We start from the raw sequence: 11,506 nt of genomic DNA, 5'->3' as shown, positions 1-11,506 counted from the left end.
TCAGGACGTTACTTGCCCAGCGCCGCGACGCCCGCCTGCGCGAACTTCTCGTCCAGGTCGCCGCTCGGCGCGCCGGCCACCCCGATGCCCGCGATCGGGGCGCCCTTGACCTGGACCGGGGCGCCGCCCGCGAGGAAGAGGGTGCCGGGGATGTCCTTCAGGTTGGGGGCCTGGGCGAGGCGCTTGGCCAGCTCGGAGGTGGGCGCGTTCCAGGAGACGGCGGTGTACGCCTTGCGCTCGGCGGACTCGTACGACTGCGGGCCGGCGCCGTCGCCGCGCAGCGTCACGACGGTGTTGCCGTTGCGGTCGACGACGGCGACGGTGACGCGCTGGTTCTCCTCCTCGGCGGCGTCCAGGGTGGCCTGCGCGGCCTTGGTGGCGGCGGCGACGGTCAGGTGGGTGGACTGCTGGAGGTTCTTGTGCGCGGCGTCGGCCTTGACCGCGACGGCCGGCGCGGCGGCGGGCTCGGTGGCGTTGGCGGACATCGCGCCGAAGGTGCCGGCGCTGAGGGCGACGGCGGCGACGGCACCGGTCAGGACACGGGTACGCGGCGAAAGCTTCTTCATGGTGTGGCTCCTGGGGCTGGGAAGGTTGCGAGTGGGGCCGGTGGCGGTGGGGGCCGGTTGCGCCCCGCTTCGGCTCTGTTGTCGATCCTCCGGCCGCTTCCGGGCCCGTACCGTCGGCGTACCGGCTGCATACGGCGTGCGGGACGGCCGACCTGTCCGTCAGCCGATCGGTTGATGCGGGTCTGGTCCCACCGGGTCACCATGGGGACGTACGCGCAGGTCAGCGAGGAGCGAACGGTGCACCAGGACCAGGACCAGGGCCAGGACCAGGCACGGGAACGGGAACGGCCCGAGCGGCCCGAACAGCCGGAGCGGCCCGAGCAGCCGGACCCCGACGCCCGCTGGCTCGCCCCCGTGATGCACGCCGCGTTCTTCCTGCTGCTGGGTGCCTCGCTCACCCGGTTCCTGCTGCGGCACCCCGGTGAGGCCCGCACCCCGTGGATCATCGCGCTGAGCATCACGCTGGCCCTGCTGTACGTACTGGGCCCGGTCCTGGGCCCCGCCGCCCCCGGCTCGGCCCGCCCCGCACCCCGCCGGCTGGCCTGGCTGGGCGGGGTCGTCGCCGTCTGGATGGTGCTGGTGGTGCTGGCGCCGAGCTTCGCCTGGTGCGCGGTGCCGCTCTTCTACACCGGGCTGCGTACGCTCCCGTCCCGCGCCGCACTCCTCCTGGTCGGCCTGCTCACCGCGTTCGTGGTCGCCGCGCAGCTCCAGCTGGCGCACGGCGGTTTCGATCCCAACCTGGTGCTGGCGCCGCCCGCGGTGGCGGCGGTCGCGACCGCCGTCTTCCTCTACATGCAGCGGCAGGCGGCCCGGCAGCGTGCGCTGATCGACGACCTGATCCGTACGCGCCGCGAACTGGCCGCGACCGAGCGGCGCGAGGGCACGCTCGCCGAGCGCCAGCGCCTCTCCATGGAGATCCACGACACGCTCGCGCAGGGCCTGTCCAGCCAGCAGATGCTGCTCCAGGCGGCGGACCGGCAGTGGGACGCCGACCCGGCGACGGCCCGCCGTCACGTCCGTACGGCCGAGTCCATCGCGGAACGCAACCTGGCCGAGGCCCGCCGCTTCGTCCACGACCTGGCTCCGGCCGACCTGGCGGAGGGCGGCAGTCTGGAGGAGGCGCTGCGCATGCTCGCCGCACGGGAGTCTGCGGCGTTCCGGGTGGACGGGGCACCGAACGGCGGCCTGCCGGACCGGGTGCAGTCGGCGCTGCTGCGGATCGCGCAGGGCGCGCTGGCGAACGTACGCGAACACGCGAACGCGCGGGCGGCGGCGGTGACCCTGACCTATCTGGGCGACCAGGTGGTGCTGGACGTCGCCGACGACGGCACGGGCTTCGCGCACACCCCGTCCGCCTCCCCCGGTGTGCGCGGCCACGGTCTGCCCGCGATGCGTGCCCGCGTACGCCAGCTCGGCGGCACCCTGACGATCGAGTCGGCCCCCGGCGAGGGCACCGTGCTCTCCGCCGCGATCCCCCTGGAGCCCCAGCCATGAACCCGGCGCATCCGGTGAGTCCCGCGAATCCCGTACGTCCCGTGAGTCCCGTACGCATCCTGCTCTGCGACGACCACGTGGTCGTACGCGCCGGACTGCTCGCCCTGCTGGGCAGCGAACCCGACATCGAGGTCGTCGGGGAGGCGGGCAGCGGCGAGGAAGCCGTGGCGATGGCCGCCAAGCTGACCCCGGACGTGGTCCTGATGGACCTCCAGCTGGGCACCGGCATCGACGGCGTGGAGGCCACCCGCCGTATCGCTCCGACCGGGGTCCACGTCCTGGTCCTCACGACGTACGACACGGACGCGGACATCACGCGGGCGATCGAGGCGGGCGCGACGGGCTATCTGCTCAAGGCCGAGCGCCCGGAGGAGCTCTTCACCGCGATCCGCTCGGCCGCCCAGGGCCGCACGACGCTCTCCCCGCCGGTCGCCAGCCGCGTCATGGACCGCATGCGCGGCGCGGCCCGCCCGGCCCTGACGGAACGGGAAACGGACATCCTCGGCCAGCTGGCACACGGCCTGGGCAACCGGGAGATCGCCCGCGCGCTGTTCATCAGCGAGGCGACGGTGAAGACCCACCTGGGCCGCATCTACGCCAAGCTCGGCGTGGACACCAGGTCGGGCGCGGTGGCGGTGGCCAAGGAGCAGCGCCTGCTGCCGTAGCGCCGGCAGCGGTCAGTCGGCAGTCGGCAGTCGGCAGGCATGCCTCGCGGGGTCAGAACTCGCTGGTGTCGAGGTCGGAACCAAGGGGCTCGGGCAGCGGGACGGTCTCCGACAGCTTGTACGCAACATCGAGCTCATCACCGTTGAGCTCGGTCTCATCCAGCTCGTGCTCCGGTACGGGCAGTGCCACGGCGGACCCCCTTCGCGCAGAGCGGCACTGCCGGAACAGGTGCCCTCCCCCAGCCAGAACCCGGAACCGTTCACCTGAACGTGCGAGCGTGTGAGCGGTGACGTTTCCGCAGGCCAGGACCGGCCGGGGCGGGCCCGTCCGGCAGACGTGACACCATCGACCACGTGCTCGACATCGGTTACTCCCTCTCCCGCCGCTTTCCGGACCCCCCGCAGACCGACTACCGGCGCGCCGGCGTCCACGACCTGCGGCACGACCTCTTCTGCGGGGACGTCTACCTCGCCGACACCACGTCGGACCGGGAAGTGTCCACAGCCTGGGGATGGGTGCCCGTGCTCGACTTCGCGTGGGCCCTGTGCGACATCGTCGAGCAGCTCGACCAGGACCCGCGCGGCAGCCGCTCCTCCAAGCCGCAGTTCGCCGAGCTGGACTTCACCGAGTCGACGGACCGGATGCTCTTCGAGCGCCGCTTCGGCTGGGTCGACATCGCCGCCGACTGGATGCCGGCCGAGGAGCCCCCGATCACCTTCAGCCACCGGCTGCTGCGCCGCGAGGCCCGCGACTTCCTGCACGACCTGATCGCGGACCTCACCGACATGCACGACGGCCTCGCCGGCAACCCGGTGGTCTGGGACCTCCAGGCCCGCTTCCCCCGCGTCTCCCCCTGACCCCCGCCCTCCACTGCCTGCCCCCCCCGGTCCCTACTCCCCGGGGCTCTCCACCCGCACCCCCATCTGCGCCGCGAACGCCGGTGCCAGTTCGAGCAGTTGCGACGGGCTGATCACCGCCCCCGCCAGCCGGTCCACGCCCCGCGCGATGTCCAGCTCCGCGACCGTACGCAGATCCACGCCGGTCATCGTGGCCGAGCTGAAGTCCGCCTGCCGCAGCACGCAGTCTCGGAACTCCACCCGCTCCAGGCGGGCCCCGCCGAAATCCGGCTCGACCAGCACACAGCCCTCGAACACGACGTCCTTCAGGCGCGCCCTGCGCAGATTCAGGTAGTCGATCTTCCCGCCCCGCACCAGCACCCGCTCCAGGGACGACGCGTGCAGCTGGACCCCGCCGAGCCGGGCGTCGGTCACCTCCACGTCGCGCAGTGACGCCTCCGCCAGGTCGGTGCCCACACCCCGCACCCCGTCGAGCACCGAGTCGATGATGCGTGCCCGGCTCAGCCCCGTCCCGTCGAGCGCGACGCCGTACAGACCGCAGTCCATGAAGCGGGCCCCGCGCCCCTCCTGACCGCCCAGATCGAGGTCCCGGAACTCCAACCCGTCGTAGTCCCCCTCGGACTCCAGCCCACCGGAGCCGAACGGCGCGAGCGGCGGCAGTCGCACCTCGGGGCGCCGTACGGGACGTACTGCCTGCGTCTGCTTCGTGTGCCGTGCCATTCGCCCATGCTGCACCACCCCACTGACAACCCCCGGGGGCTCCCGGCGGCCGCCGGCGGTCCCCGGCCCCCGGCCCCCGGCGCCCCTCCGCCCCGATGTCACATCCGCGCCCCCGCCGTCCGTCATCACCCATGAGTCCCGTGAAAGCGACCAACGACGGCAAGGGGAACGGGAAAATGCTCCACATCACTGTCATCGGCGGCGGCGTCGCCGGCCTCACCGCGGCCATCACCGCGGCCGAGTCGGGCGCCAGGGTGACCCTGCGCGAGGCCCACCACACGCTCGGCGGCCGGGCCCGCACCGCCGAGGGCCCGTACAAGACCAACGAGGGCCCGCACGCCCTCTACAACGGCGGGCCGTTCTGGGCCTGGCTCAAGCAGCGCGGCCTGCTCGGCCCCGTCATGGCCGTACCCCCGCTCGAAGGCGCCCGTCTGCGCTTCCACCGCGGCGGCGCCCTGCGCAGGACCCCGCCGCTCGCGATGGTGAAGCTGAGCCTGCGCCCCACCGCGAAGGCCCCCGTGGACACCGACTTCCTCACCTGGGCCACCGGCGAGGTGGGCGAGGCCGGGGCGCGCGCGGCGGCGCACCACATCGCCGTCGCCCTCTTCCACCACGACCCCGGCTCCCTCTCCGCCCGCTTCGTGCAGGAGCGGCTGCGGCGCGTCGTCAAACTCCCGCCCGAGGCGCACTACCCGCGCGGCGGCTGGGCCCCGGTCGTCGACCGGATGGCCGCGCGGGCCTGGAACCTCGGCGTACGCATCGAGACGGCGGAGCGCGTCACCGCCCTTCCCGTCAACGACGGCCCGGTGATCGTCGCGACATCCCTGGAAGCGGCCCGCCGGCTCCTCGACGACGCCACCCTGACCTGGGACAGCGGGCGTACGGCGCTGCTCGATCTGGCCGTCCGGACGCGCAAGGGCGATCCGTTCGTCATCTCCGACCTGGAGGCGCCGGGCTGGATCGAGCGTTTCACCGCCCAGGACCCCACCCTCGCCCCGGCCGGCGAACAGCTCGTCCAGAGCCAGTTCCCCCTCGCCCCCGGCGAGTCCAGGGCCGACGGCATCGCGCGCGCGGAGCGTCTGCTGGACCTCGGTTTCCCCCACTGGCGCGAGCGCACCACCTGGCGGCGCGAGGCCCTGGCATCAGGCCGTACGGGCGCGCTCGACCGGCCCGGCACCACCTGGCGGGACCGCCCCGCCGTCGACCGGGGCAACGGCGTGTTCCTCGCGGGCGACCAGGTGGCGGCACCGGGCCTGCTGGCCGAGGTGTCCTTCAACAGCGGCCTGGAGGCGGCCTCGCTCGCGCTGGGGGCCGGAAGGGCCACGGGCCGGGAAGGGCTTGACCTCAACCGCGCTTGAGGCAAGAACCTGAGCCCAGTCGCAGGCCCGGAAGCCAAAAAACGGAACCCCGGCACCCCGGCACCCCGGAAGCCTGAGACCTGAAGCCCTGAAGCCCTGAGCCCTGAAGCCACGAGGAGCCCGCCGTGCACGCAGTCCGCCTCCACGCCTTCGGCCCCGCCGAGAACCTCACGTACGAGACGACGGAAGACCCCGTCCCCGGCCCCGGCCAGGTCCGCATCGCCGTCGCGGCAGCCGGCGTGCATCTGCTCGACACCGCCCTGCGCGAGGGCATGACCGGCCCGTTCCCCGCCCCCGCCGAGCTGCCCACCGTCCCCGGCCGCGAGGTCGCCGGTACGGTCGAGTCGCTCGGCGAGGGCACCGATCCGTCGTGGCTCGGCAAGCGCGTCGTCGTCCACCTCGGCACGAATCCCGGCGGTTACGCCGAACTGGCCGTCACCGACGCCGGGCGCCTCCAGGAGATACCGGAGAACCTCGACGAGGCCCAGGCCGTCGCCATGATCGGTACGGGCCGCACCACCATGGGCATCCTCCAGTTCACCGAGGTGACGGCCGACACCGTCGCCGTCGTCCCGGCGGCCGCCGGCGGCATCGGCACGCTCCTCGTCCAGTACGTGAAGAACGCGGGCGGCACCGTCATCGGCCTGGCCGGCGGCCCCGCCAAGGTCGCCCGCGTACAGGAGAACGGCGTCGACCTCGCCGTCGACTACAAGCTGCCGGACTGGCCCGGGCGGGTACGCGAGTTCCTGGGCGACCGCAGGGCCACCGTCGTCTTCGACTCGGTCGGCGGGGACACCGCCCGCGCCGCCGTGGACCTCCTCGGCAAGGGCGGGCAGCACATCGTGTTCGGCTGGTCCGGTGAGGGGCTGCACGACGGGTCCCCGCTGACCTTCACCGACGAGGAGCTCGTCGAGCGCGGCATCACCTCCGAGGGCGTACTCGGCCCGGTGATGCTGGGCAGGGCCGGCGGCGACAACCCCGTGCGCACCCTGGAGAACCGCGCCCTGGCCGAGGCCGCGGCCGGCCGCCTCGTCCCGGCGGTCCAGCGCTTCCCCCTCGCCCGGGCGGCGGCCGCCCACCGCGCGCTGGAGACGCGCGGCACGGTGGGCAAGGTCGTCCTCGTACCGTAAAGCCCTCAGAACCCTCTGTCCCTTGGACCCCTTGGACCCCTCAGGCCCTTGGAACGACACCTCCGGCGGACGGCGGCCCGCGTCCTCCCGGCCGGCCCGGCCGGCGGCTACCCGCGCACGCCCCGCAGGAAGTCCCGCACCAGAGCGGCGATCTCCCCGCCGTGCGTCTCCAGCGCGAAGTGCCCGGCGTCGAGCAGATGGATCCGCGCGTCGGGCAGGTCCCCGGCGAACGCCTCCGCGCCCGCCGGGCCGAAGATCTCGTCGCCCCGCCCCCACACGACGAGCGCCGGCGGCCGGTGGGTGCGGAAGTACTCCTGGAAGGCCGGGTAACCGTCGAGGTTGAACTGGTAGTCCCAGAAGAGCTGGAGCTGGATCTCCTTGTTCCCCGGCCGGTCGAGTCCCGCCTGGTCCAGCGTCCAGGTCTCGGGGCCGATCCGGTCGAGCCGGTCCGCCGGCACCCCGTGCTCGTACTGCCACCTGGTCGCCCCGGCCGTCAGCAGCTCACGCACGGCGGGCTCGTGCGTCACACGGTCCTCCGCGTGCGCGAACAGCACGTCCCAGAACGGCGTGAAGCCCTCCGCGTAGGCGTTGCCGCTCTGGCTGATCAGCGCGGTCACGCGCCCGGGGTCGCGACTGGCGATGCGCAGCCCGACCGGGGCGCCGTAGTCGTGGAGGTACAGCGCGAACCGCTCCACCCCCAGCCGGTCGAGCAGCGCCAGCGTGACCTCGGTCAACTTCTCGAAGCTGTACGTGAATTCACCGGCGTCCGGGGCGGCGGAGCGCCCGAAGCCGATGTGGTCGGGGGCGATCAGGTGGAACTCGTCGGCGAGTTCGGCGATCAGCCCCCGGTACATGTGCGAGCTGGACGGGAACCCGTGCAGCAGGACGAGCGTGGGACGGGACGGGTCGCCCGCCTCGCGGTAGAAGACGTCCAGTCCGTCGATGTCGACGGTGTGGTGGCGCGTACCGAACACGGACACAGCTACTCCCGGGCAGCGTGAGACGGACACGGCATCGGGAGAACGATCGTTCTCTCGATGCCGTGTACAGTAAGAGAACGATGGTTCTCCACGCAAGGGGTGATCGAGGAATGGACGCCGCAACCGCCGAGGCCCGCCTGCTGGACGCGGCCGAGACCCTCTTCAACGAACGCGGCGTACAGGCCGTCGGCATGGACGCCATCCGCTCCGCGTCCGGCGCGTCGCTCAAACGCCTCTACCAGCTCTTCCCCTCCAAGGACGACCTCCTCGAAGCGGTACTGCGCCGCCGCGACGAAACCGTCCGCAGCGGAATCGAGCGGGCCACCGCCGCGCACGAGAGCCCGCGCGAGCGCGTCCTCGCCGTCTTCGACCACCTGGAGGAGTGGTTCGGCCAGGACACGTTCCGCGGCTGCTCCTTCATCAACGCCTACGGCGAGCTGGGCGGCGTGTCACCGGGCGTCGCCGGCATCGCCCGCGCCAACAAGCGCTCGCTCCAGGACCACTTCGCCACACTCGTCGCAGCCGCCGGCACACCCCCCGGGCCCACGGACCGGCTCGCCGCCCAGCTCGCCGTCCTGGCCAACGGAGCGATGGCCACCGCAGGCATCACCGGCTCCCAGGACCCGGCCCGCCACGCCCGCGACGCGGCGAAGACCCTCCTCGACGCGGCGGACGTACGCTCCTGAAGCGGCGCCCGGCCCCCCGGCGACGGACGGAGGAAGAACGCCTAACCGCCCAGCTCCGCCAGCGCCCCGTCCGTCAGCCGGTACACCGTCCACTCGTCCTGCGGCTGCGCACCCAGCGACCGGTAGAAGTTGATCGACGGCTCGTTCCAGTCCAGGACCGACCACTCCAGCCGCTCGTACCCCCGCTCGACGCATATCCGCGCCAACGACGCCAGCAGCGCCTTGCCGTGCCCACCGCCGCGCTGCGAGGGCCGCACGTACAGATCCTCCAGGTAGATCCCGTGCACCCCGCGCCAGGTCGAGAAGTTCAGGAACCACAGCGCGAAACCGACGACCTCCCCCTCCGCCGTCTCCGCGATGTGCGCGTACGCGGCGGGGCGCTCCCCGAAGAGCGCCTCGCGCAGCTGCTCCTCGCTCGCGCGCGCCTCGTGCAGCGCCTTCTCGTACTCGGCGAGTTCGCGGACCATCTCGTGAATGACAGGGACATCGGCAGGCGTGGCGTTTCGAATCATGCCCGCAGCGTAAACAACGCCCGCGCGACAGCCACCCGCTCCCCCGACAGCACGCCCGCCCCCTCCTTCTCGCCCTCCAGCTCCCAGAGACCGTTCTGCAGTACGCGCCCGAGCGTCCACGCCCGCGCCCGCCCCCGGTCCAGCCCCAGCACCTCCGTCATCAGATCGAAGCGCGCCGGCACCTGGTCCGCCTCGAAACGGTTCACCAGCGCGGGCAGCAGCTCGAACCCCGGATCACCGGCCAGCGGCTTCGGATCGATCACCACCCAGGGCTCACCGCGCCCGGACCCCGCCAACGGCGCCAGCACGTTGTCGTAGTGCAGGTCCCAGTGCAGCAACTGCCCGCCCGGCTCCCCCGCGACCTCCCGCACCGCCCCCCGCACACCGCTCCAGAAGCCGCCGGTCCGCCGGATCCGCCGCTCCCCGCACCCGTCGCGGTACGTCGTCGAGCATCCTCTCCACGATGTCCCCGAGGCGGCGTACACCCTCGGGCGCCACCACCGCGTTCAGCCGCACCAGCAGCTCCGCGACCACCCGCACCGCCGCCATGGCGTCCGGCACCACCGACAGGTGCCGCCTCTCGTCCAGCCGCTCCAGCAGCATCGCGCCGCTCCGCGCGTCGTGCTCCAGCAGCCGCACGGCGCCGTCCCCGTCCCACGCCCGCAGCGCGGCGGCCTCACCCGCGCTCTCCTCGTCCAGCAGCTGGAGCTTGAGGGCGGCCGGCGTCCCGTCGGCCCGCTCCACCGGCAGCACGAGCGAGACCGCACCGTGCATCGACGGCCCGGTGAGCCGGAGCCGCCACCGCTCCAGGTACGCCGCGGCCTCCCCGGGCAGCGCGGCGATCCACCTCCGCCCCGCCTCACCGTTGAACTCCGCCTGCGTCCCGACCAGAGCTTCCGGAATCCCGATCACGCCCGGATCCTACGACCGCGCACCACACCGCGCACCACACCGCGCACCCCGCCATTGCCGCACCCCGCCCCCGCCCGCTAGCGTCCGCGCCATCACCACCACTGAGCAGCAGCGAGAAAAGAACGCAGGGGCAACAGGATCATGAGCACCGTCAACGGCGGCATCTCCTACTGGTACGCGAACGAGGGCATACCCGCCCCCCGTGAGCCCCTGCCCGGCGACGCGACGGCCGACGTCTGCATCGTCGGCGGCGGCTACACCGGCCTCTGGACGGCGTACTACCTCAAAAAAGCCGTCCCCTTCCTCAACATCACCGTCCTGGAAGGCAAGTTCTGCGGCTTCGGCGCCTCCGGCCGCAACGGCGGCTGGCTCTACAACGGCATCGCCGGCCGCGACCGCTACGCCAAGCTCCACGGCCACGACGCGGCCGTCCGCCTCCAGCAGGCGATGAACGACACGGTCACCGAGGTCATCACCACCGCCGCCGCCGAGAACATCGACGCCGACATCCACCACGGCGGCGTACTCGAAGTCGCCTACACACCCGCCCAGCTGGCCCGCCTCAAGCACTTCCACGCCACCGAGATCGCCTTCGGCGAGAAAGAACGCGTCTTCCGCGGAGCCCGCGAGACCGCCGACCGCATCCGGGTGACCGGAGCCGTCGGCTCCACCTGGACCCCGCACGGCGCCCGCCTGCACCCGGTCAAACTCCTCAAGGGCCTGGCCGCCGCCGTCGAGTCCCTCGGCGTGACCATCCACGAATCCACACCGGTCACGGAGATCAAGCCGAAGCACGCCGTCACCCCCTACGGCACGGTCCGCGCCCCGTACATCCTGCGCTGCACCGAGGGCTTCACCGCCGGCCTCAAGGGCCAGCGCCGCGCCTGGCTCCCCATGAACTCCTCGATGATCGTCACGGACCCCCTCCCCCAGCACATCTGGGACACCATCGGCTGGGAGGGCCGCGAAACCCTCGGCGACATGGCCCACGCCTACATGTACGCCCAGCGCACCGCAGACGACCGCATCGCGCTCGGCGGCCGGGGCGTCCCCTACCGCTACGGCTCACGTGCCGCACACATCAACGACACGGCCCGCACCCAGCCCGCCACCATCGAGGCGCTGCGCGAGATCCTGATCCGTTTCTTCCCCACCGCCGCGGGCGTCCCCATCGCCCACGCCTGGTCGGGCGTACTCGGCGTGCCCCGCGACTGGTGCTCGACCGTCTCCCTGGACCGCTCCACCGGCATCGGCTGGGCCGGCGGCTACGTGGGCAGCGGCGTGGCCACGACGAACCTCGCCGCCCGCACCCTGCGCGACCTGATCCAGCAGGACTCGGGCCAGGGCGGCCCCACCGACCTCACCACGCTCCCCTGGGTCAACCACAAGGTCCGCAAGTGGGAGCCCGAGCCCTTCCGCTGGCTCGGAGTCCAGGGCATGTACGCCGCCTACCGCACCGCCGACCGCCGCGAGGCGTCCGGCCGCACGACGGAGACGGACCCCCTCGCAAGAGCAGCCGACCGCATCGCCGGCCGCCACTGAGACACCGAACCCGGCGGGCGCCGGGCGGGCTCCCGGATGTTGCCGGCCTCGTTGAAGGTGGGCACGACGACGGACAGGTCGAA

Annotated in this window: 12 protein-coding genes and 1 pseudogene; 7 read left to right on the top strand and 6 right to left on the bottom strand. The window is 72.8% G+C overall.

Annotated features, from left to right (window positions below):
* Nucleotides 1–8 precede the first annotated feature (8 nt).
* Nucleotides 9–566, bottom strand: a complete 558-nt coding sequence (locus ACWD0Y_RS21520; protein WP_450261940.1) for a GlcG/HbpS family heme-binding protein — start codon at nt 564–566, stop codon at nt 9–11.
* A 357-nt stretch (nt 567–923) separates the two neighbouring features.
* On the opposite strand from ACWD0Y_RS21520, the gene ACWD0Y_RS21515 reads away from it, so the two are divergent.
* Both ACWD0Y_RS21515 and ACWD0Y_RS21510 read left to right on the top strand, forming a co-directional pair.
* Nucleotides 924–2,060, top strand: coding sequence for a sensor histidine kinase (locus ACWD0Y_RS21515; RefSeq protein WP_450261970.1), 1,137 nt, complete (start codon nt 924–926; stop codon nt 2,058–2,060).
* Complete coding sequence (locus ACWD0Y_RS21510) at nt 2,057–2,725, top strand: response regulator (protein WP_450261939.1); 669 nt, start codon at nt 2,057–2,059, stop codon at nt 2,723–2,725. The genes ACWD0Y_RS21515 and ACWD0Y_RS21510 overlap by 4 nt, the downstream gene beginning before the upstream one ends.
* 52 nt (nt 2,726–2,777) lie before the next feature.
* On the opposite strand, the gene ACWD0Y_RS21505 is transcribed toward ACWD0Y_RS21510, so the two are convergent.
* Nucleotides 2,778–2,915, bottom strand: a complete 138-nt coding sequence (locus tag ACWD0Y_RS21505) for a hypothetical protein (RefSeq protein ID WP_450261938.1) — start codon at nt 2,913–2,915, stop codon at nt 2,778–2,780.
* 164 nt (nt 2,916–3,079) lie between these two features.
* On the opposite strand from ACWD0Y_RS21505, the gene ACWD0Y_RS21500 reads away from it, so the two are divergent.
* Entirely contained in the window at nt 3,080–3,583 is a 504-nt protein-coding gene (locus tag ACWD0Y_RS21500; RefSeq protein WP_450261937.1) for a hypothetical protein, read from the top strand.
* A gap of 33 nt (nt 3,584–3,616) precedes the next feature.
* Here ACWD0Y_RS21500 and ACWD0Y_RS21495 read toward each other — a convergent pair whose 3' ends face one another.
* The gene (locus ACWD0Y_RS21495) at nt 3,617–4,303 is read right to left on the bottom strand and encodes a pentapeptide repeat-containing protein (protein ID WP_450261936.1); all 687 of its coding nucleotides are present in this window, start codon (nt 4,301–4,303) and stop codon (nt 3,617–3,619) included.
* Between the two features lie 176 nt (nt 4,304–4,479).
* Between ACWD0Y_RS21495 and ACWD0Y_RS21490 the strand changes: the two genes are divergently transcribed.
* On the top strand, nt 4,480–5,661 hold the full coding sequence (locus tag ACWD0Y_RS21490) for an NAD(P)-binding protein (RefSeq protein WP_450261935.1): 1,182 nt from the start codon (nt 4,480–4,482) through the stop codon (nt 5,659–5,661).
* 125 nt (nt 5,662–5,786) lie between these two features.
* The gene (locus ACWD0Y_RS21485; protein ID WP_450261934.1) at nt 5,787–6,791 is read left to right on the top strand and encodes a zinc-binding dehydrogenase; all 1,005 of its coding nucleotides are present in this window, start codon (nt 5,787–5,789) and stop codon (nt 6,789–6,791) included.
* 107 nt (nt 6,792–6,898) lie between these two features.
* On the opposite strand, the gene ACWD0Y_RS21480 is transcribed toward ACWD0Y_RS21485, so the two are convergent.
* Complete coding sequence (locus ACWD0Y_RS21480; RefSeq protein ID WP_450261933.1) at nt 6,899–7,771, bottom strand: alpha/beta fold hydrolase; 873 nt, start codon at nt 7,769–7,771, stop codon at nt 6,899–6,901.
* 110 nt (nt 7,772–7,881) lie between these two features.
* Between ACWD0Y_RS21480 and ACWD0Y_RS21475 the strand changes: the two genes are divergently transcribed.
* Nucleotides 7,882–8,457, top strand: a complete 576-nt coding sequence (locus ACWD0Y_RS21475) for a TetR/AcrR family transcriptional regulator (RefSeq protein ID WP_450261932.1) — start codon at nt 7,882–7,884, stop codon at nt 8,455–8,457.
* Between the two features lie 41 nt (nt 8,458–8,498).
* On the opposite strand, the gene ACWD0Y_RS21470 is transcribed toward ACWD0Y_RS21475, so the two are convergent.
* A complete protein-coding gene (locus tag ACWD0Y_RS21470) occupies nt 8,499–8,969 on the bottom strand; it encodes an N-acetyltransferase family protein (RefSeq protein WP_450261931.1) in 471 nt (156 codons plus the stop codon).
* A pseudogene (locus ACWD0Y_RS21465) lies at nt 8,966–9,881 on the bottom strand (aminoglycoside phosphotransferase family protein). Before ACWD0Y_RS21465 ends, ACWD0Y_RS21470 begins: the two are co-directional and overlap by 4 nt.
* A gap of 141 nt (nt 9,882–10,022) precedes the next feature.
* On the opposite strand from ACWD0Y_RS21465, the gene ACWD0Y_RS21460 reads away from it, so the two are divergent.
* On the top strand, nt 10,023–11,423 hold the full coding sequence (locus tag ACWD0Y_RS21460; protein ID WP_450261930.1) for an NAD(P)/FAD-dependent oxidoreductase: 1,401 nt from the start codon (nt 10,023–10,025) through the stop codon (nt 11,421–11,423).
* The last annotated feature ends 83 nt before the right edge of the window (nt 11,424–11,506 follow it).

The sequence above is a fragment of the Streptomyces altiplanensis genome (assembly GCF_053591575.1).
This window is presented reverse-complemented; position numbering and strand designations above follow the sequence as displayed.